The sequence below is a fragment of the Cryobacterium sp. Hh11 genome, assembly GCF_004404045.1.
Taxonomy (GTDB): Bacteria; Actinomycetota; Actinomycetes; order Actinomycetales; family Microbacteriaceae; genus Cryobacterium; species Cryobacterium levicorallinum.
Genome location: NZ_SOHF01000032.1, coordinates 1 through 20,871, shown reverse-complemented (window position 1 = coordinate 20,871; position 20,871 = coordinate 1). Strand labels below are relative to the sequence as shown.

The following is a 20,871-nucleotide window of genomic DNA, read 5'->3' as shown; positions in this document are numbered from 1 at the left end:
AGTTATGCCGGACGTTCCGAAAGGACTCGTTCGATTTTCATCACTAACGAGCTCTCGTGCCAGTAGTAGTCGACCGATTCTGACCATCCGTCGGTGTGCATGGTCCAGCGCCCGCCGAAACCCACTGTGAGGGTGTCGATGCTTCGAAGGGGCCGTGCGACATCGTTGAACCCGGGGGCGGCGCTTGTGCCGGGAACACGGGTCACGGTGCCTGCCTCCAGATCAAAGTAGTGCGTACTGTCGCGCGTTGAGACTCGCCACAGGCCACCTTCGCGCCCGCTCAGCATCGTCACTGTGCCGTCGGTGGGTTCTTCTGTCGTGCTCACGGGGGACCTCCGGCTCTTGACCCCCGAACTAGGGGCCAGAGATCGAGGCTAGATTTTTTTCCGCACGGATGTTCGCCGTGCAGGAATACATCTTTTTGTCAGCGCACGGACTTGCCGCGCATGACCTTTCCGGTACCGCACGCCGTGCGGGCCGGAAAGATGCTCATGACCGAACCAACGGCTCTGTCGACCCTGCATGCCGAGTACGCACGGCTTTGCCGACTCGGACCTGACGGGCTTACCGCTGATCAGACCCTCTCCCTCACCTACTTCCTTCGCGAACAGCAGCTGCGGGATGCCCAACCGGGTGACGCCCAGATCCCAGACGCCATCACAAGATGGTTCCAGAATGTTTTCGCGTTGGAGGACTTCATCGCGCGCCTGAACCGCATGCCTCGCGAGAACCGGCGGGTACCGGCTGGCACAATTCCGGTGGAAGAGAAAGCGCTAACCAGCTTCGTTCGTGCGCAACGCCGCGCCTTCGCTGGGGCACGCCTCTGCACATATCAGGAGCGTCGGCTCGCGGCCATCGGCGGGTTCAGCTTTCATCCCCGCGACGACGTGTGGACTTCACACCTCAGGGAGTATCGAGCCTTCATCACCGAGAACGGGCGGGTGCCCCGTCTCCGGAGCCACGACGACAACGAACACGCCCTCGCGGCGTGGGCTGCGAAACAGCGCATGGCTTATCGTCGGGGGCGCTTGTCGCGAGAGCGCGTGCTCGATCTCAGCGGCTCGGGTTTCTGGACATGGGGACGTTGACGAGACAAGCGAGACCAGCCGTCCCATTTGCCTGCGAAACTTCGCACTCGATCCCGACCAGGCCGGCGTGTGACGAACCGACACTGCCGCGTTCCGTGCCGGAATACACTTTCGGCGTCGTCTGGCTCCTGCCGGTCTGGCCGTGCAGAATCGAAACATGGCTGACGGTCACGACGGTGACGGACTCGACGCGACTGCCCCACGGAGCCGGTCGGACGTCATTGTCGCTGCTCCGGCACAGGCCGCGATGATTTCACTGGAACTCGCCTACAGCCTCTTCGCAACGGAAAACATGTGGCGGCTAATGGACGCAGAATTCGGGCTGCTCACGGAGCGGGAAGTCGCCCAACTTCTCCGAGTCCCACCAACGGCTCGTAATTGGTTCTCGGAACGTCGGAAAGCCGGCCAGATCATCGGCATTCGACGCGGGAACTCTTACCGGTACCCGGGATTTCAATTCGATCGGGAGCTGTCGGTTATCCTTCCATTTGTTGAGACCTTGCTCGATCTGGCCCGCGTCAACGAGTGGACCACCGAGAGCCTGAGTCTCTGGATGCTGAGTCCTTCCACGTCATTCGCAGGGGAAGGCCGGCCGGTGGACCACCTTCGGGAGCCGGAGACAGTCTTGGCGGCCGCGAAGCTCCAAATGGAGGAGCTATGGTGACGCGGACAGGCGATCTCGTCGGGGAAGCGCGCGTCTGGGGACGTCGTCCCCATGGCTGATCCGACAGGCGACGCGTTTGCGATGCCGTCAAGAACGATCACGCAGCGCGACCTGGTCTTTCCGGCACGCGGCGCCAACCCGGACCTGCTGCCGGCCTTCGCCCTAATCCCGGAGCAGTATAGGAACCCGGAGTCGTCGGGAGATCCCGAGGCGCTGAAACGGGCCGCGTTCCAAAGCCTGTGGTTCTTTCATGGGTTACTCGCCACCGTGCAGCTCTACCCGAGCCCCGGCATCAACCCGCAGCAGGCCTTCGACCACCTCCGCGTCGTGCAAGGCTGCTTCGGGTCACCGCACGAGCACAAGGCCGCAGCGGTCGCCTGGCTGGCCTCCCAGTGGTTTTCTGACTATGACTTCGACGGTGCGGCCGGGCCGGACCACAGCCCGTAGCCGCCCACGGCTTCGGTTCGCGGTCGGGCCGCTTCTCGGCGCACCCGCTTGGGGAGAGCACCGGCCAGGCGATCTCCGGTGAGGTGGGCACCGGCGTCTTGACGTAATAGGTCGTTATCGGTCACCCCGACGCAGCCGGAGCGTCCAGGGACCGTCGGCGCGTCGACGGCCGCTCCCACAAGCGGGCAGGCCAACAACACCTGCGGATTCCGCGAGCATCGCAATGAAAATTGACATAGTTATCCACAGAAGATCATTATTCTCTTCACTTTGACAATCAGTTGTCAATTGACAATGTTGTCCACAGATTGTCAAAAACATGGCTACTGTGACATTTATGGATATTGAGGCGCTCAAGCTGTCCCCCATTGGTAGCTTGATGCCGATCAGTGGATATGACTACCGGTTCGATCAGGCGTACGACACGTTCGCCTTCGCGCCAGACGTGCTTCCAATTTCTCTGGCACTCAGCGAAGAGACGGTCTACCAAATGTCTCTTGCCGACCGCGCGCTCGGGAATTTGAACGCACGCATCAAGTTTCTTCCAAATCCCACAGTGCTGGTGAGGCCCGCTCTCATGAGCGAGGCCAAAGCGACCAGTGCCATCGAAGGCACCTTCGCGACGCTGGATGAGATCTTGACGGCGGACTACGTGGACGCCAAACGGCCCTCAGAGATGCGGGAGATTCGGAACTACGTGACGGCGGCCCTAAGGAGCGTGCAGTTAATCGAGACCCTGCCGATCTGTCGGCGTGTGATCGAAGAACTTCACTTCATTCTGGTGACCGGAACCAGAGGCGATGGATCTGACGCGGGTGCACTTCGCAACAAGCAGGTCTTCATCGGGGCGGAAGAGGCCAAAGTGGGAGACGCTCGGTTTATTCCCGTTCCCAATGGGCCGACACTCGAGGAGGGATTCTCGCAATGGGAACGATGGGTGAACGCCGATCACCGCCTTCCACTATTGGCCAAAGTGGCTCTGACCCACTATCAGTTCGAAACCCTTCACCCATTCTCGGACGGCAACGGCAGACTGGGCCGCCTCATCATCACCCTCCAGCTCATGGCTGCGGGGGAACTCGAACACCCAATTTTGAACCTCTCGGCATGGTTCCAGCCGAGAAAGAACCAATATATTGATGCGCTCATGCACGTCAGCGTCACGGGCGATTTCAATTCTTGGATAACGATGTTCTGCCAAGCCGTTACGGACCGAGCCGGATCGTCGCTTGCAACTATCGACGCTCTCTTTTCCTATCGCGACGGCATCGTCGAGCGCGCGGCACTTCTCGGAATGCGGAGCATTGGCCAACAGATCGCTGACTTCGTGATTGGCCAACCAGTCTTCACTGTCGAAGAACTCCGAGTTGCCCTCGGCGTGTCGACCAATACGGCCGCCAGACGAGCACGCGAGCTCGAAGAATTAAATGTTGTCACAGAAGTGACCGGCTCCACCTACGGTCGCGTGTATCTCTCATATCCAGTGGTCCAACTTCTCGAGGGCTAGCTGTTCTGCCCAAGCGGTGTGTTCGGTAATAAGTGCCCGAGGGTCTGGAGGTCGCCCCGTTCACCCTGATCGACACTGCGACGCGCTCTGCGATGTCTGCAGTGGTTGCGGGGTCGTTCGGCGCGGGCAGCGTCGATCCTCGTGTTCGAGGGCGAGGTCCCGAGCGCACTTGAACGCATCCTGCTCCTGCGCCTCAGGTCCGATGAACGGGTCCTCGCGTTGGGCGACGCGTCCTGCTCTCGCTGGAACCTGCCCTATTCCGGCTGGGTCGTAGTGACCGACCAACGCGTCCTCATCACCAAGCAGGATTCCCTGTTGCGGGTGGGCGCGATCGACACCGAGCTTGTCGTCGACGACATCCGCTATGTACGCAGATCCTAAGAGAGACAAGGCAACCGTCGTGGAAGTCATCCCGCTGACCTCGAAGTTCCCCTCCTGGTCGAAGACGGGTCAGTCCCGAACGGATGCGCAGCGCTTGGGTGAGCTGGTAGCCAGCTTCATGCGCCTGCCGGATTCCGAGGTTCCGAAAGTGGAACGCCGTGAGCTCGACGCCGCTGTCGATCAGGCGACCAACGCCAGCATCGGCGCCGGTGCATCCGGTTCCACCCATCCCTAAGGATCCTGGGCGACATCAGCCTCGCGCAAAACGACGCCCCAACTGGCATTGCCTCACGCTTCGCCCCAGATCTTTCAGGTCTACGCTGTTCCTGCTCAGGGGCGCGAGTGCTGGTCTGCGATGTCAGCGGTCGCTCATAGTCTGAAAGACTCGACACAACGCAGTTGAGCGAGGAGCAAGCCTCGAGTACATATGCGTTTCAACAAGGGGAGCACCACAGTGGTTACTGGGGAACTGAAGTCACAGATCGATAAAGTTTGGGATGCTTTTTGGACCGGCGGCATCGCCAGTCCGCTCGCAATCATTGAGCAAATCACTTACCTGCTTTTCATCCGCCGGCTCGACGACCTGCACACCCTCGCGGAGAACAAGGCGAACCGCACCGGACAGCCGATTGAGAACCGCGTGTTCCCCGACGGCCAGGACGACAACGACCGTGCACCCCGCGACTACAACGACCTGCGCTGGTCGGTCTTCTCCAATCGTTCGTCAGACGAGATGTTCACCATCGTGGGTCAGCATGTGTTCCCGTTCTTGCAGCAGCTCGGCGAGAAGGGTTCCAGCTACGCCCGCAACATGAAGGACGCCCGCTTCTCCATCCCCACCGCCGCCCTGCTCGTGAAGGTTGTTGACCTGCTCGCTGCCATTCCCATGGAGGACCGCGACACCAAAGGTGACGTGTACGAGTACATGCTCTCCAAGATGGCGACAGCCGGCACGAACGGGCAGTTCCGCACCCCGCGCCACATCATCAAGCTCATGGTCGACATGACGGCGCCCACCCCCGCCGACACGATCATCGACCCTGCCGCGGGTACGGCTGGCTTCTTGGTGGTGGCTGGTGAATACCTGCGGGAACATAACCCCGAAATCTTCACGGATGCCGCCAGCCGCGCCCACTTCAACGGCCCGGCCTTCACCGGGTATGACTCCGACGAGGTCATGGCCCGCATCGGCAGCATGAACCTGATGCTGCACGGGGTGGACAACCCCACCATGGAGCGCGGTGACTCCCTCGCCGAGCTGCACCCGACCACGGAGAGCTACAGCCTCGTGCTCGCCAACCCACCTTTCGCCGGCAGCCTCGACTACGAGACCACAGCGAAGGACCTGCTCGACGTCGTGAAAACGAAAAAGACCGAGCTGCTCTTTCTCGTTCTCATGCTGCGCATGCTCAAAAATGGTGGACGTGCGGCCGTGATCGTTCCCGACGGCGTGCTCTTTGGCTCGTCGAAGGCGCACAAGGAACTGCGCCGCATCCTCGTCGAAGACCACAAACTCGACGCTGTCGTCAAGCTTCCCAGTGGTGTCTTCAAGCCCTACGCCGGAGTCTCCACCGCAATCCTGTTCTTCACGAAGACGAGCTCCGGTGGCACCGACAGTGTCTGGTTCTACGACGTGCAGGCCGACGGCTTCTCCCTCGACGACAAGCGCACCGAGCTGGATGCCGCCGTGCACGAGCAAAACAACCTGCCCGATGCCTTCGCTCGATGGTCGAGCCTGTCCGGTCAGGGCAGCCCAGAACTTACACGTGCCCGGACCGCCCAGTCGTTCATGGTGCCCAAGGCCGAGATCGCCGCCCAGGGCTACGACCTGTCCCTCAACCGGTACAAAGAGGTCGAGCACGAAGTTATTGTGCACCGTTCCCCGCTTGAGATTCTCGATGACCTCGCGAAACTTGATGCAGAGATCTCAGCGGGTCTTGTCGAGTTGCGGGTATCGCTGGGGGCTGACGTATGACCTGGCCTACCGCTCGACTGGATGAGATTGCGGAGATTGTTGGTGGATCGACACCGAGGACTGGCGTCGCAGCATATTGGAACGGGGACATCCCTTGGGTTACCCCTGCTGACCTAAGTAGTTTGTCTGGCCACTACATCGGTGAGACCCCGCGCATGGTTACGGCGGAAGGGCTCTCCAACTCAGGGTCGAAACTTCTCGCCGCCGGTTCCGTCCTCTTCAGCTCCCGTGCGCCGATCGGCCATGTCGCCATCAACTCCGTCCCGATGGCGACGAATCAGGGTTTCAAAAGTCTTGTTCCGGATCAAACGAGGGCTGATGCGAAGTACCTGTATTGGTGGTTGAGAGCGAATAAGACCTACTTACAGTCATTGGGCAATGGAGCGACCTTCAAGGAAGTTTCAAAAGCAATAGTTTCCCGAGTTGAAGTTCCACTTCCACCTCTGGCGGAGCAGCGTCGTATCGCGGCGATCCTCGATCAGGCTGACGAGCTGCGCACCAAACGCCGCCGCGCCCTCACACTCCTCGACGAACTCGCCGACTCTCTCTTCGTCGACATGTTCGGGGACCCGGTCCAGAACGAGCGCGGGTGGCCGCTCGCAGTCATGGACGAAATCCTGGACGGGATTGACAGCGGGACGAGCCCAGTTTGTCAAGATCGACGAGCGACCGATGGCGAATGGGGTGTGCTGAAACTTGGCGCCATTTCTACCGGTGAATATCTTCCCCGCGGCAATAACAAGGCGCTCTTGCCCAACGCGACACCGAATCGCCAGCACGAGGTGAAAGTTGGTGACGTTCTGTTCTCTAGGAAGAACACGATGGACTTGGTTGGAGCGAGCGTGTTCGTTGGAGAGACTCCAACACAAATGCTCCTGCCTGACCTCATGTTTCGCCTGGTTCTTCATCAAGCTGTCGCCATCGAAGCAGTCTTCCTTCAACGAATGCTCGCGCAACTCTCGATGCGAGACCGTATTCGTCGCCTCGCGAGCGGATCGGCAGCCTCGATGTCCAACATTTCAAAGAGCAAACTCTTGGGATTGAAAGTGCCCGTCCCGCCACAGACGCTGCAGCAGGAATTTGTCGAGAGAGCGGCAGTTTTGGAGTCTGCGCGTCAGACGGTCTTGTCTGAAAAGTCTCTTCTTGACGAACTCTTCGCGTCGCTCCAACACCGGGCCTTTCGAGGAGAACTCTGATGATCGAGTCATCTGCGACTGCTGCACGCGCTCCGATTGCGGGGATGCCGAAGTTCCCGCTATTCCGCGCAGCTACGCTCAGGGTGCTCAGTGACGGGCAGACCTGGGCTCGACGTCAGCTGGAAGAAGCAGCGCTCGATGAGATGCAGCTGAGCGAGGAGATTCGGGGCGAGCGGTTCAAGTCTGGCGGCCAGAGAGCGAATAACCGTGTGGGTTGGTCAATCTCGATGCTGCAGCGTGCCGGAGCAGTGGAACGACCCGAGCGAGCTCAGTTTCAGATCACGGAGTTTGGGCGCGAGCTTCTGGCGCGGCACCCTGAGGAAATCACGGATGCAACGCTCCGGGCTATCCCCGCCTTTCAGGATTACGTGGTCCGCCGTAATGGGAAAAAGAGTGGGAACGCGGTCCCGGAAGTCATAACGGATGCTCCGGTCGCAGACGAAGACCCGATCGAGCTGATCGAGGCGGGCATCGCGGCGTTTGAGTCCGAGGCGGCCTCCGAACTGATTCGGAAACTGCGGGAGAAGCATCCCGATTTCTTCGAGCAGGCGGTCGTGGATGTGCTCAACAAGATGGGTTACGGCGGTACCGAGGAGCGTGGGCGGCGTCTCGGCGGCTCTGGTGATGGCGGGGTGGATGGCGTGATCGACCAGGACGCTCTCGGCCTGAACCGCATCTACGTGCAAGCGAAGCGCTACGGCGAGGGAAACTCCGTGCAACGTCCCGAGATTCAGGGTTTCGTTGGTGCCTTGGCTGGCAAAGGGGCTGCCCAGGGGGTCTTTGTCACTACGGGCCTGTTCTCCAAGGGGGCCCGCGAATACGTGATGCAGATTCCGAGCCGGGTTGTTCTCATTGACGGGCCGCGTCTCGCGGAGCTCATGATTCGCTACCGGGTCGGTGTGCAGATCAAGCGCACGTATGAGGTCGTTGAGGTCGACGAAGACTACTTCGAATAGGCGGGAACCCAATCGGCGTCAGTGCTGGCCGATAGAGTCTGTTTCGTAGGGCATTGTGACCACGGGGGTGTGTGGATGGGTAACTTCGATTTTGTGACTGCGGCGTGGCCGGGCATCAGCGATGAAGCGCGGCGGGCCGAGCACTACGCCTTCGGCGAGCCCCGGTCATCGGTTTTCTACGCCCGTCGAACCCTTGAACTGGCCGTGCACTGGTTGTATCAGGCTGATGATTCGCTCAGCTTGCCGTACAGCAATGACCTCTCGAGCTTGTTGTTCGAGCCCACGTTCAAGACGTTGGTGGGTCCTGGTATCCACGCCAAGATGAACGTTATTCGCATGCGTGGCAACGATGCCGTGCACCGCGCCGGGGCGATGACTGACGCCCAGAGTCTGCCGGTGGTTCGGGAGCTCTTCCATGTGCTGATCTGGCTTGCTACCCGTTACGCTGCGACGCCGGAGCTTCGCCCAGCGCCGGGGGTTCCGTTTGATGCCGCCTCGATTCCGCGCCCGCAGCCCGGCGCGGCGGCTCGCACCCGGGAACAGCTGCAGAAACTCGCCGAAGGGAACGCTGCCAAAGACGCGCAGCTGGCGAAGGCCAGCGAAGACAACGACAACCTAGCCGCTGAACTCGCGGAGCTGCGCGCCGCTATAGCCGCCATCACCGCTGCGAACACGGTCATTCCCGACACGCATGATTACCGTGAGAACGAAACACGGCACCTGTTCATAGACCTGCTGCTCAGCGAAGCTGGTTGGCCCCTCACCGAGGATCGCGATCGGGAGTTTCCCGTCACCGGCATGCCCGCGGCGAAGAGCGACACTCCCGGCAAGGGGTTCGTGGACTACGTGCTCTGGGGCGATGACGGCCTCCCGCTTGGCGTGGTCGAGGCCAAGCGCACCACCCGTGATCCGAAAGTTGGCCAGGAGCAGGCCCGGCTCTACGCGGATGCCCTCGAGCAGCAGTTCGGTCAACGCCCGGTGATCTTCTACACGAACGGGTACGAGCACCACATTTGGGACGACACGATGTACCCGCCGCGACAGGTGGCCGGGTTCTTTACCCGCGACCAGCTGGCGCTGCTGGTGCAGCGCCGCACGGCGAAGCATCCTCTCGTTGCCTCGGGCAAGGCACCGGGCACGACGATCAACACCGACATTGTGGGGCGGCATTACCAAGTGCAGGCCGTGACCAAGATCGCCGAGAGTTTCGAGGCGGGCCACGAACGCAAGGCACTGCTGGTGATGGCCACCGGCAGCGGAAAGACTCGCACGGTGATTGCCCTCACCGACGTGCTCATGCGGGCCAACTGGGCCAAACGTGTGTTGTTCCTCGCCGATCGGATCGCCTTGGTGAATCAGGCGGCGGGGGCGTTCAAAGAGCACCTGCCGGATCCGGCCCCGGTGAACCTGCTCACGGACCGCGATACTGACGGGCGTGTGTTTGTCTCGACGTACGGCACGATGATGGGGCTGATCGATCAGGGCGGTTCCACGGGCGACGATGCGGGTGGGGGGCTGCGCCGGTTCGGCCCGGGCTACTTCGACCTGATCATCATCGACGAAGCGCACCGGTCGGTGTACCAAAAGTACGGCGAAATCTTCTCCTACTTCGACTCTCTGCTCGTGGGCCTGACCGCGACGCCGAAGGATGAGGTCGACCACAACACCTACAGTCTCTTCAACCTTGAAGACGGGGTGCCCACCGATTCGTATGAGCTCGGTCAGGCCATCGCCGACAAATATTTGGTGCCGCCTGTCGCGCGGCCGATCGCGCTGGGGTTCATGAACCGCGGCATCCGCTACGCCGACCTGAGTGCTGACGAGCGCGACCAATGGGACATGCTCGATTGGGATGACGGCCTCGTTCCCGACGCGATCGATGCGGCTGCGGTGAACAAGTGGTTGTTCAACGCCGACACCGTCGACAAGGTTCTGGAAGTACTCATGCGCGACGGCCGGCGGGTGTCCGGAGGTGACCGGCTCGGCAAGACCATCGTGTTTGCGAAGAACAATGCGCATGCCGAGTTCATCGCCGACCGGTTCAACGCCAACTACCCCGAGTTCGCCGGCCAGTTCGCCCGAGTCGTCACCTACAAGACCGAATACGTACAAAACCTGATCGGCAGTTTCTCCAAGACCGACGGGTCGCCGCAGATCGCGATCTCAGTGGACATGCTCGACACGGGTATTGACGTGCCGGACGTCGTGAACCTGGTTTTCTTCAAGCCCGTGTACTCGAAGACCAAGTACTGGCAGATGATCGGCCGCGGCACACGCCTCCGCCCCGACCTGTATGGGCCCGGCGCCGACAAGAAAGACTTCATGATCTTCGATGTCTGCGGCAACATCGAGTTCTTCAACGCGGAGATGACGGACGCTGCTGCCAGCCAGGTAGAGCCTCTGCACCAACGCTCCTTCAAGGCGCGGATTGGTCTGCTTCGGGCGCTCGACTGCCTCGCCTCACCCCACGAAAGCCAAATGGCTCTGCGGTTGTCGCTGGCCACCCGATTGCACGACACCGTCGCCGGCATGAATCACGGCAACTTCCTCGTGCGAAAGCACCTGCGGCAGGCTGAGCATTTCGCGGACGCCAGCGCCTGGAACACCCCGACGGTCGAAGAGTTGGATGCTGCCGCCGAGCACCTGTCGGGGCTGCCATCGAGCGTGCATGCCCTCGACACCGATGAAGACGCCAAACGCTTCGACCTGCTCGCGCTCCGGGGCCAGCTCGGAGTCGTGAGCCTAGAACCGGAAGATGTAGACGCATTTGCTCGTGCCAGGGTGCGGCTGCAGGCAATTGCGGAAGCGCTCGGTGAGCAGCGCAACATTCCGGTGATCAAGCAGAACCTTGAGCTGATTCAGGCCGTCGCTAGTGATGAGTGGTGGGACGGTGTGACCGTCGGCATGCTCGAGCTGATGCGGTTGCGCCTCCGTGCGCTCGTGCGCCTCGTCGACAAGACGAAGCAGGCCATCGTCTACACGGACTTCGAAGACACCCTCGGCGAGTTCGAGCCGGCAGAGGTGCGGATCGTGACGCCCGGTGTCGACCGGGAACGCTTTCGCGAGAAGCTCCTGGCGTTCCTCCGCGAGCACCAGGAGCAGGTCGTCCTGCACAAGCTGCGCATGGGGCGCCAGCTCACCGCCCTCGACCTGGCCGAGCTCGAACGCATCCTGACCGAAACTGGCGGGTTCTCACCCGCCGAGATCGCTGCGGGCGCCACCGAAGCCAACGGACTAGGGCTGTTCATTCGGTCGGTTGCGGGCATGGATCGCGGCGCGGCATCCGAAGCCTTGGACTCTTTCGTCGGCGGCGTGACTTTCAGCGCGAACCAGTTGGCGTTCGTCAAGCTCATCATCGATCAGCTCACCCAGCGTGGCGCCGTGGCGACGGGGTTGCTCTATGAAGCACCGTTCACTGATTACGCGCCGCACGGGCCGGATGAGCTGTTCACCAATGCACAGGTCACGAACCTGATCGACGTGTTACGGCATGTGGCAGCGACCGCTGCGGCGTCGTGAGGCTTTTTACCCGAGCCGTGGAGATCACTTCCGGAACTCGCAGCTGACTTGCGGCACGTGGATACGCGAAGTGACAGTCAGTATCCGTGACAACACGGCCATCGACATGGCGTCGAATTGGGCGCGGCGAGAGACGAGACCATTCTGAACGTCACCGAATCCATGCAGAATAGGGCCTTAGGGGCAGGACCCCTTTTCGATGAATCATCTCGAATGCGCAGCACCTGGCTGGTGCACCATGTGAATGCCAGCACGCCGATCCCCAACTTCCTAGAGGCGGCGGGGATCCAGTCGTTTGAGGCGTTGGATCGTTTCCTGGTCTTTGCGGAGAGGCCCGGCCGGGCGGCGGCGCTGCGTTCCCTGCGGTAGGAGGGTCCGGCCTTGACCCGGTGTCGTGGTGAGCGAAGTCACACGAGCGGCCCCGCAGAGTTCTGCCTAACATGCCAGTGTCCCTGAGGGTCACCCCCGTAAAGGTAGTCCGTCGTCGGGTCCCCAATCGGCGCATTTTCGAGGAAACATTAGAGCCGGCTGGGTCGGGTGAGTCACAGAGCGGCGATCATCGCGGTCCACAGGGAGACGGCACATACAAAGAGACTCACCCCAGCAACAACGAGTAGAAACACCGCAAAATTCGGGCTCAGCGGGAGCAAACAGAGACCTATCACGGTGAAGGGCAAAACCACCAAGAAACTCCAGCCAGCGACTTTCAGGAGCCGGTGCATCCAAGGACGGGTCGGCTTCCCGTTTACGGGGCGCGCGGCCATCGCTCCCACGAGAACACCGGCACCGAGAATACCCGCATCCAGTTTGCTTCTTCTTCTTGCCATAGGCGAAGGCTAGTGGACTGGGTGAAACACCGTGCGCGGCGTTGCCTCACTGTGAGCTTGTGCAGGGTGGAAACTGACGGTCCTGATTTCTGGTGGTCTCCCGTCGCCAGCGATGACGTGCCGACGGTCTTCCCATGGGCCAGCACCTCTAGCAGCGTGACGTGGCGTCGACGAGCGCGACCAATAGGGCATGACCGACTGGAATGACGGTCTTGTTCCTGACGATGCTGCTGCGTCGGCTGTGAACAAGTGGCTGGTCAACGCCGACACCGTGAACATGGTTCTTGACGTGCTCAGGTGCGAGAGCCGCCGTGTGGCCGGAGGTGACCGGCTCGGTACGGGGACGTCGCGCAACCGTGTTCATGTCGATCGGCGTCGGGAGCGACGCGCGGCCGTCGAGATCCGATGAGTTGCTCTGCCCGCCTCTGAATGTCGCCTGATGGAACAAAGGGCCTTTGGCCAGGCAGTGAGCCGAACATGGTGATCGCCGGATTAGCCGGGAGGGGACAGAGCAGAATCTGACATATGGACTGTTATCGGCGGTTGCTGAATTGCCGAATCGAGAAGCAACCCGAGCGACACATGGCCGTATTTCAGTTCACGACTGCGGCCGCCACGGCGCGGCAACCGTCCAAAAGGTCCACGAAGTGATCAGCACCCTGACGCTTGGCGCGAAGGTGCGACTTGAGGGTTAGGTGTGTCCGGGCCCCATATTTATGCAGCTTCTTGGCGTTCTCTTCGGTTTTGTGAGCGACGAAATTTCGGCAGGCCCGGATTTCACCGAGGGGATTCGCGATTGAGCCAGCACCCACGACTACCGACGTCACGCCGAGCCCGGTCATGACGGTTGTCCCGTTGGGAAGCTGGAGCGCTCTGATGACGGAGCTGAGGATTTGAGGACTGTGCCAGGTGGGTTCGCTGTACGAACCGCATAGTCCAAGCGTTTTGAGATGGCTGACGGCCTGTGTTTCGTCGCGTGGCGCTGCCGACGTATACGTGTTGCCGGCCAGTCCCGTGGACGCGCCAGAGCATGAGGTCAAGATAGCGTCACGAAGAAAACGGCCCCAAGCGTCCCATAACGCGACCAGGCAACCGTCCTCCAAGGGCGCGCTTTGATACGTGATCAAGCCGGCAAGTCCCGAGGACGCGCATGAATGGAAGGCAGCCTCGATGATGTCCGTCTCATCTACGAAACGGTCCAGGACGGCTTGTAGGCCCATTGGTCAGCTCAGGCCACCGGCAAGGGCCTTGCAGAAGAGATTGAACCGCACCTGACGAGACCGCATCCGTTGGGTGGAGGTTTTCGCCTCGGCAAAAGCTCCGACAGGAGCGCTCTCGACGTCGTCCGCGTTGAGGCTCTCGTTCAGCTGACCTAGGCCGTACCTAATCGCCTCAGTATCTCTCAGAAGAAGCTGGCGTGCAGGCACCTCTTCGAATGTAAGTCGACCTGCCGGAAGATCATCGTGCGCATAAAGGACCGCGGCGAACAGCATCGAGAAGTGAGGGCGTTGCGCGATTGGCGTCGCCTCGAGGCCTTCGAGGAGCGCCGCTGTTTCGCGCAACCGACTCTCAACCTTGCTGACGTCAGGTAGATCCCCTTCGCTGCAGTCCGCGGTCTTCTTGTAGAACTTGGTGATTCTAGCCTCACCACCGTCGGTGACGCCGTCGATGAGGTAGCTGACCAGTTCCGACATCAAAGATTGATCAAGCATTCGGACTCGCTGGCGCCCACTCATTACTCCCACGCCCCAGACGTAGGAGGCAGACTCTACCAGCGACTTCACTAGGTCGCTTAAGGGACTGTTATAAGTCGCGTTGCGCAACTCCGCTTCGTTGACAGGGACAGTGTAAGAGTTGATACGCAGGAACACCTCGAGGACATCTTCATCGGATGCTCCGAGGAGCTGCTCACACGTGAGCTTGTAGTTGAGGAAGGTGTCCTTATCCTCGGGCTCAAGAGTCTTGTATGACTTGCCGTCAAAATTTGGGGACTTGCGGCTTAGCGTCAGCTTGTTATCGGCAAACTGAAAGATCGTTCGCAGGCGTTGCTGTCCATCGACTACATCGCGCAGCGTCCTCCGTGTATCTCGGTCAACCGTCGTTCGGAAAAGCAACTTCGGGATTGGATAACCATTGAGAATGGAATCGATGAGGTACGACTTTGCAGGAGGTGACCAGACACTGCCACGCTGAAATTTCGGATTGAGGTCAACTTCGCCGTCCGATTGCCACTTCAGAATCTCGGCGATGGTGTAGGTCTGCGGTTCGCTTCCGAGCATCGCTTTTTCCTCGTCCGTTGGGCAGTTGATTGGTGGGACCAATATCATCCTGCCAGATGTTGAAAGGAGGCTCGGGCGCTCGCGGAATGTTTCCGCGGTTGCGGAATTGACTGCGGAGGTGGAAACGGAGTCAGACTTCCGCGGTGTGTTAGGTCGCAACGTCAAGCAACATCGAATTGGGCAGTGTGTGCCGCCCAGCGCGTGCGGGTAGATAAGCTCGCGGAACGTGGCACGGAAGACTTTAAGAGAACGGCGATTTTAGTGACGATCACAGATACCTCGAAGGACGATGGTCGGTACCTCTGGTTGTGGATTCTCCTCGCGGTACTCGGAACGATGGGCGTCGGCGCCGCAATCTTCTTTGGATTTGGGCTGCTCCTGCCACCCGCTACGGACCCATTGACCCAAGAACCCGCCTCGGTATTCAGCTCAGCAAGCGTCTATGACCTCAGTCGATCGACCCTGACTGCAACAGGCATTCTTGTAGGTGCAGGTGCCGCAGTGATTGCTTACAGAAACCAGCGGCTCAAAGAATCGCAACATTCGATAGAGAGGGGGCGACATTCGATCGAGCGGAGTGAACGCTCGCTGGCATTGCAACGGGAGTACCGAACTCGTTACGAAGTCGCCGCAAAGCAGATCGGAGATAATGCGGCAGTGGTTAGGTTGGCTGGCGTATTTGCGTTGGGCCAGCTCGCATCCGACTGGCCCGATCGTTTAGCGAGACAGTCGTGTGTGGATGTTCTGTGTGCGTACCTTCGAATCCCCGTTCGGGGAAGGGTCGCAACCGTTGCGGATGCAACTTTCGTCGAGGGAACGATGGTGATGGTTGAGGATGAACCGGACAAAGAAGTGCGAATGTCGATTCAGAGGCTCATCATAAATCACTTCAAACGCGACGGTGAGGACGTCCATTGGGGCGATGTCGACATCGATCTGACTGGGGCCACGCTAGTAAACGCTGACTTCAGCGGGTCAATATTTCCCGGCCGCGTGAAGCTCGATCGCGTGAGGTTTTCTGGGGATGCGACGTTCCAAGGCGCAAAGTTCAACAAGCAGGTTTCATTTGACGAAGCGGTGTTCACGAGAAACAGCATGTTTGGCTCAGTAACTTTCCTTGAAGGAGCTTCGTTTCGCAAGGTGCGTTTCAAGGGCCTAAATATGGCATCGGCACGTTTTGGCGCACATTCTCGGTTCGGTGGCGTCGAAGTCGACGGAGGTGCGAGCTTCTCAGGCACGCGTTTCTGGAAAGGAGTCAGTTTCCACAATGCAAAATTCAATGGACGTGTGACGTTTGTGAAGACTCGTTTTGCGGATCGAGTCTGGTTCGAGAATTCTCGGTTTCATGGGCGGACTTCCTTCGCGAAGGCCTCATTCCATTCAAGTGTGACCTTCGAGCTGGCTGAGTTTGAATCCGCTCCCGTCTTCAAGAGCGCGGGGCAAGCTCTAGAACCAAAGATCAACGGCGCGACTGTCGCGGGTGACTCTTGGAATGGGCCGGCGATTCTCAAAGCCGTGGATCCTCGTCCAGAACACGATGAGGAGTTGAACCCAATCCAGGTCACGACGACGCCAGCAGATCGACCGCGTGTCATGCGATTGAAGCGGCTGCTCCTCGTTCCTCGAAATTGGGCGCGCAGCTTGTGGCGACGTGTCCGACCGGCGGCGCCGACCGTGTCGAAAACGGCAAGGTGAGTGTATCTACGGGCCCCAATCGTGAGTGGCCTCGTTTTAGTGCCCTCGGTCACTCAGTGCCCTGGCGAAAACCGGAGTTGACTGGGAAGAGAACCGCAGACCGCCTTGGCAGCCTGATCACCAAACGCCCCAGTGCTGCTGTTTGCATGACCCGACTTGCTCTACTGCTCGCGCCATGGGACCGAGTGCCATTGCTCGGGCATCGGTTGTCCGTGTTGGGCTCGTGGAATTAACTCAGCAATGTGATGGAAAAGTGATCTAGCACGACCTGAGAGTCCCGCGCCAACACTGGGCAATCAGAATTACGTAAACTACCCGCAGTACAAGAAGTCCCTGATCAGCGGATTTTCGCTCCGATCGAGCACGCGTGGCCGATCGCATCACGTCGTAGGTTGCATCTTCGTCCGCGAGCAGTTCGGCGAGATCTCGCTCGCGCTGTTTCGCGCGCAGGAAGGTTCGCACTTGATCATCGGCCGGGAAAACGGTGGTGGTCGCGCCCAGTTCGGCGCCCATATTGGCGATCACGTGTCGATCCATCGCGGTCGGGGCTGCGAGGCCGGGGTCGTAGTACTCGACGATCCGACTGACGCCGCCCTTGACGCCATGCCGGCGCAGCATTTCGAGGATGACGTCTTTGGCGCGGGTCCACGGCGGCAGTTGTCCGGTGAGCTTAACGCCCCAGATTTCGGGCATCCTGATGTACAAGGGCTCGCCGGCTACGGCCGGGGCTACCTCGGTGCCGCCGACGCCGATGGCCAGCATCCCGACCGAGCCGGCGGCCGGGGTGTGGCTGTCGAAGCCGACCATCGTCTTGCCGGGGATGCCGAAGCGCTGCATGTGCGTGGGGTGTGTCACCCCCCCCCCCTTGCCGGCCTTCAAAAACCACAGGACGAACCGTTGGTAGCCGGAGCGAAGAAACTCGCGGTCCTCCGCGTCCCAACTCCAGCATGACTAAGGTCCCGGTCGCGTCCTGGGCGAGGGTCTGGTCGATCTGCAGGCCGATTTCGGTCCCCGGCACCATCTCCCCGGAGACCAGGTGCGATGCGATAAGTTTCTGTGACACGTTGTATGCCACGGTAAGCGCCCTGCCTCGATAGCGGTGCCCACCGACATCCGTCGGTATGAATTGGCCTCCGGGGCATGCCACTGATCCGAGGTAGGCCACTCGTGGCGCCGGGGCTAGCCTTCTCAGAGAGAATGGACGTCCGCCAGACCGGAATAGATGGGCGACTCAAGCGGACTACGCAGCTACCCGCTTGAGCGCATTTGAGCAGGCCTGGCGATCTTGATCATTCTGTCGACGGATGAGATCCAGGACCGTGCGGCACTGTGCGCGCTCGCACGGCGCCTGGACCTCATTTTTGAGCCGTTCGCTCGCGGCTAGTGCAGGACTCCGCAGGCAGCCGGGTCGGTTGCCTCGGCGGGGAGGGTGGGGTCCAGCTCGCTTACACCCTCGGGATCGCTGACGTTGTACGTTCCGTTGCCGTCGTGGTCGATTCCGTGGATCACGACAACACCTTCACCGTCACGGATGGCCTCGGCAATCTGCGCGGCGGTGCCGAGCCCTTCGGCTCCCGGGTAACCGGTTCCGGCCACGTCTGTGAATCTGATATTGGTCCGGAGGTAGTTATAGGAACCGTTTTTCGAGACGGGGAACCGCGACACATCCAGAAAACTGGCCGGCGTAGTGTCTCCACTGGTGTTCAAGGACACCACAACGGGGCCGTACGCCGGAACACCCTCAACGGTGTTCAGTCGTCCGTCACCGTTGCTGTCCAACGCGAGCGTGGGACACTCATTCAAGGCCTGTTCGCCGTAGTGGATGTGCTGTGCGTGCGGAGCATCGGGCGTCAAACCCCTCGCGCGGATCCCGATCGCCCGGATCGTCTCGCCGCGAACGACCGCGACCGCCGTTCCAGACGCTCCTGAGCCGTTAAGCTCTGTGAGGTGGGCGGTCAGCACCACGTTGCCGCGCACCGATTTTGGGACATGCGCTGATGCCGGCGCAGCGCCCAGTGACATGGCGATGAGCGCAGCTGCACTCGCGCCCAGCACCAGTCTGATGTTCTTCTTCACGATTCACTCCTATGTGTCCTCGCCCATCGGGACGATCCCGACGGTAAATGCGACAGCGTTGATACGTAGCCCTCAGCCGAATGCCTTGGCATTATTCGCACGCATGCACGCATGCCTGCGGCGAAGAGTATCCGCAAATCGGGTTTCCGGACAGTGGTGATTGCTGACTCTGTACGCTGCTTGCGCATGCCCCTTGCCGCTCCTCGCCGCACGGGTCTTGCCCCACCCTGCTCTGTGTCGGCCCGCGGTATCTCTGTGTGACGTCGCTGTTTATCCAGATCTCGTCATCAGAGCACTCAGCGCTAACACAAAGCGCGCGATCGGCGGTGGGCGACCTCCCAGACGTTGCCGGCGTCGCGGCGCGGGGGAGCATGTGGTGCCACTGCAGGATCTGATGCAGCAGGCTCCCATCGACGAATTCACCCAATCCGATACCGAAGATGGTGCCGGGTAGACCGATCCCGCGGGGCTGTGCGCGCGTCCCCCCGATCGGGGTCTAGATGGTGACGAACTTGACGCTAACAATGGCCTTCCGATTTCACCCGTTCGTCATGGCTTCACGCTATATCCCGCGACGCCGGGGCCGAGTTCGAAGCTGTCAAGTCCTCGCGTTGGGCCCTTTTTGTTGCGTGAGTTTCAGCCGGTTGCACCGGTGTGTGAGGTACGTGCCGTTTCACGTGCGCGGACGATCTACTCAGCCAAGACTTATACCTCTAGGGGTATGGTGGAGATGCGGATCAGTAAACGAAAGGAAGTAACTCAGATGATGTGGGGTAACGGAAGTATGGGATGGTCCTGGGGGTTCGGCCTGCTAGCTATTGCCGGTGTCGCCGTGCTCATTTATGTCATTGTTCGTTTTTTGTCGAACAAATCCGGAAGCGATGACACGCGATCTGCTCCGAGGCGAGCTAATTCGGCCGGTGCCAGGCAGATTCTTGAGGAGCGGTTCGCTCGGGGGGAGCTCACTGCGGAGCAGTTGCGTGATCAGCTGCGGGTGCTCGAGGAGGGCCGGTAGTGCCCGGTCTTAGTCGCCGTAGCGCCCTGATCCTCGGCGGGGTCGGGATTGCGGCCACGGCTGTGGGCGGAACGGGTTTCTTTGTCAATCAACGGAACTCCTCGACGACGTCACCGGCTATACCGTCCGGGAGCGACCTCGTCGAGCCCCCGGAGCTACGAAGCGTCAGCGGTACTCTCACCGTTGATCTCGAGTCTTCCCCCCAACAGGTGACCATTGCTGGTCGTGATGTGCGTGCGCTGAGTTACAACGGTGGCGTGCCCGGCCCCACGCTGCGCGTTCGAGCGGGAGACACCCTCAGCGTCAGCCTGCGCAATGGGCTGGCAGATCCGAGCAACCTGCACGTGCACGGCCTCCACGTTTCGCCTGAGAACAACAGCGACAACATGTTCGTCACCATCGCAGCCGGCGACTCCTTTGATTACCAGTACGAATTGCCTGCCAACCACCCGCCGGGCGTGTACTGGTATCACCCGCACCACCATGGTTTCGTGGCCGATCAGGTATTCGGCGGGCTTTACGGCGCCATTATTGTCGAAGACCCCGACCCCATCCCGGCCAGCCGGGAACGTGTCCTTGTCATCTCCGACATCACCCTTGATTCCGCGGGAACAATTCCAGCGGCCACAGCGATGGAGAAAATGTCCGGACGTGAGGGAGACCTCGTCCTGGTCAACGGTCAACTCACCCCCAGTATGACTTCCCGCCCTGGTGAGCGGGAACGATGGCGCATCGTAAACGCCTGCGTGTCCCGCTACCTGCGGCTGCGCCTCGACGGGCAGCAGCTGTCCCTCCTTGGAATTGACTCCGGACGGTTCGAAGCCGCGCACGACGTCGACGAGGTCGTGCTGGCCCCGGGGAACCGGGCCGATCTTCTCGTCACCGGCACGGCCGGCACCTCCGTGCTGCGTACCCACACCTATGACCGAGGTATGTCCGGCGGAATGATGATGGGAGGCGGACGCTCCACTGCCGCCGACGACGTCGCGCTGGCTTCCTTTATCGTGACCGGTGACGATGTCGCGACAGTCGCCGCCATACCCGGCCAGCCCGTTCCGCGTGACCTTCGCACGGCTACCGTAACCGCTCGACGCGAGTTGATCTTCGCGATGGGCATGGGCAGCGGCATGGGCGGGGACACGGGCAGTGGCATGGGTGGAAACATGGATGGCGGCATGGGCGGAGGAGTGGGTGGGGGCATGATGTCAGCCACGATCAACGGCCAGGTATTCGATGCCACCCGGGT

At 60.7% G+C, this 20,871-nt stretch carries 21 protein-coding genes; 14 read left to right on the top strand and 7 right to left on the bottom strand.

The genetic code is table 11. The features are described from left to right. Positions 1-2: 2 nt before the first annotated feature. Positions 3-326 (bottom strand): hypothetical protein, encoded by a 324-nt coding sequence (locus tag E3T46_RS15130; protein ID WP_134579188.1) that lies wholly within the window; start codon positions 324-326, stop codon positions 3-5. 165 nt (positions 327-491) lie between these two features. On the opposite strand from E3T46_RS15130, the gene E3T46_RS15125 reads away from it, so the two are divergent. From E3T46_RS15125 to E3T46_RS18065, 11 genes are all read left to right on the top strand, one after another. Continuing rightward, entirely contained in the window at positions 492-1,088 is a 597-nt protein-coding gene (locus E3T46_RS15125; RefSeq protein ID WP_166790296.1) for a helicase associated domain-containing protein, read from the top strand. Between the two features lie 157 nt (positions 1,089-1,245). After that, a complete protein-coding gene (locus tag E3T46_RS15120; RefSeq protein ID WP_134579186.1) occupies positions 1,246-1,752 on the top strand; it encodes a helix-turn-helix domain-containing protein in 507 nt (168 codons plus the stop codon). Between the two features lie 51 nt (positions 1,753-1,803). Next, positions 1,804-2,199 carry a hypothetical protein gene (locus tag E3T46_RS15115; protein WP_134579185.1) on the top strand — a complete coding sequence of 132 codons (396 nt, stop codon included), beginning with the start codon at positions 1,804-1,806 and terminating at the stop codon, positions 2,197-2,199. Positions 2,200-2,518: 319 nt separating this feature from the next. Beyond that, positions 2,519-3,706 (top strand): Fic/DOC family N-terminal domain-containing protein, encoded by a 1,188-nt coding sequence (locus E3T46_RS15110; protein WP_134579184.1) that lies wholly within the window; start codon positions 2,519-2,521, stop codon positions 3,704-3,706. 105 nt (positions 3,707-3,811) lie between these two features. Beyond that, on the top strand, positions 3,812-4,087 hold the full coding sequence (locus tag E3T46_RS15105) for a hypothetical protein (protein WP_134579183.1): 276 nt from the start codon (positions 3,812-3,814) through the stop codon (positions 4,085-4,087). A gap of 19 nt (positions 4,088-4,106) precedes the next feature. Then, positions 4,107-4,322 (top strand): hypothetical protein, encoded by a 216-nt coding sequence (locus E3T46_RS15100; protein ID WP_134579182.1) that lies wholly within the window; start codon positions 4,107-4,109, stop codon positions 4,320-4,322. 219 nt (positions 4,323-4,541) lie between these two features. Next, positions 4,542-6,062: a class I SAM-dependent DNA methyltransferase gene (locus tag E3T46_RS15095; RefSeq protein WP_134579181.1), complete on the top strand. Its 1,521-nt coding sequence runs from the start codon at positions 4,542-4,544 to the stop codon at positions 6,060-6,062. Beyond that, positions 6,059-7,258, top strand: a complete 1,200-nt coding sequence (locus tag E3T46_RS15090; protein WP_134579180.1) for a restriction endonuclease subunit S — start codon at positions 6,059-6,061, stop codon at positions 7,256-7,258. Before E3T46_RS15095 ends, E3T46_RS15090 begins: the two co-directional genes overlap by 4 nt. Next, a complete protein-coding gene (locus tag E3T46_RS15085) occupies positions 7,258-8,214 on the top strand; it encodes a restriction endonuclease (protein WP_241980819.1) in 957 nt (318 codons plus the stop codon). Before E3T46_RS15090 ends, E3T46_RS15085 begins: the two co-directional genes overlap by 1 nt. 75 nt (positions 8,215-8,289) lie before the next feature. Then, positions 8,290-11,733, top strand: coding sequence for a DEAD/DEAH box helicase family protein (locus E3T46_RS15080; protein ID WP_134579179.1), 3,444 nt, complete (start codon positions 8,290-8,292; stop codon positions 11,731-11,733). A 213-nt stretch (positions 11,734-11,946) separates the two neighbouring features. Continuing rightward, entirely contained in the window at positions 11,947-12,102 is a 156-nt protein-coding gene (locus E3T46_RS18065) for a hypothetical protein (protein WP_166790295.1), read from the top strand. A gap of 173 nt (positions 12,103-12,275) precedes the next feature. On the opposite strand, the gene E3T46_RS15075 is transcribed toward E3T46_RS18065, so the two are convergent. Then, the gene (locus E3T46_RS15075) at positions 12,276-12,560 is read right to left on the bottom strand and encodes a hypothetical protein (RefSeq protein ID WP_134579178.1); all 285 of its coding nucleotides are present in this window, start codon (positions 12,558-12,560) and stop codon (positions 12,276-12,278) included. 190 nt (positions 12,561-12,750) lie between these two features. Here E3T46_RS15075 and E3T46_RS15070 point away from each other — a divergent pair, with 190 nt between their 5' ends. Beyond that, a complete protein-coding gene (locus E3T46_RS15070; RefSeq protein WP_134579177.1) occupies positions 12,751-12,969 on the top strand; it encodes a hypothetical protein in 219 nt (72 codons plus the stop codon). A gap of 184 nt (positions 12,970-13,153) precedes the next feature. On the opposite strand, the gene E3T46_RS15065 is transcribed toward E3T46_RS15070, so the two are convergent. Further along, complete coding sequence (locus tag E3T46_RS15065) at positions 13,154-13,402, bottom strand: hypothetical protein (RefSeq protein WP_134579176.1); 249 nt, start codon at positions 13,400-13,402, stop codon at positions 13,154-13,156. A gap of 381 nt (positions 13,403-13,783) precedes the next feature. Continuing rightward, positions 13,784-14,839, bottom strand: coding sequence for a DUF262 domain-containing protein (locus tag E3T46_RS15060; protein WP_166790294.1), 1,056 nt, complete (start codon positions 14,837-14,839; stop codon positions 13,784-13,786). 183 nt (positions 14,840-15,022) lie between these two features. Between E3T46_RS15060 and E3T46_RS15055 the strand changes: the two genes are divergently transcribed. Next, on the top strand, positions 15,023-16,534 hold the full coding sequence (locus tag E3T46_RS15055) for a pentapeptide repeat-containing protein (protein WP_134579174.1): 1,512 nt from the start codon (positions 15,023-15,025) through the stop codon (positions 16,532-16,534). A 258-nt stretch (positions 16,535-16,792) separates the two neighbouring features. Here the strand turns inward: E3T46_RS15055 and E3T46_RS15050 are convergent, their stop codons facing one another. The 3 genes from E3T46_RS15050 to E3T46_RS18760 all read right to left on the bottom strand — a co-directional run bounded on the left by E3T46_RS15050 (position 16,793) and on the right by E3T46_RS18760 (position 19,717). Continuing rightward, positions 16,793-17,413 (bottom strand): aconitase family protein, encoded by a 621-nt coding sequence (locus tag E3T46_RS15050; RefSeq protein ID WP_241980817.1) that lies wholly within the window; start codon positions 17,411-17,413, stop codon positions 16,793-16,795. A 501-nt stretch (positions 17,414-17,914) separates the two neighbouring features. Beyond that, a complete protein-coding gene (locus tag E3T46_RS15045) occupies positions 17,915-18,610 on the bottom strand; it encodes a hypothetical protein (RefSeq protein ID WP_134579173.1) in 696 nt (231 codons plus the stop codon). A gap of 984 nt (positions 18,611-19,594) precedes the next feature. Then, entirely contained in the window at positions 19,595-19,717 is a 123-nt protein-coding gene (locus tag E3T46_RS18760) for a hypothetical protein (RefSeq protein ID WP_255411816.1), read from the bottom strand. A gap of 165 nt (positions 19,718-19,882) precedes the next feature. Between E3T46_RS18760 and E3T46_RS15030 the strand changes: the two genes are divergently transcribed. Beyond that, the coding region (locus E3T46_RS15030; protein WP_241980816.1) for a multicopper oxidase domain-containing protein at positions 19,883-20,871 on the top strand (989 nt) is incomplete at its 3' end.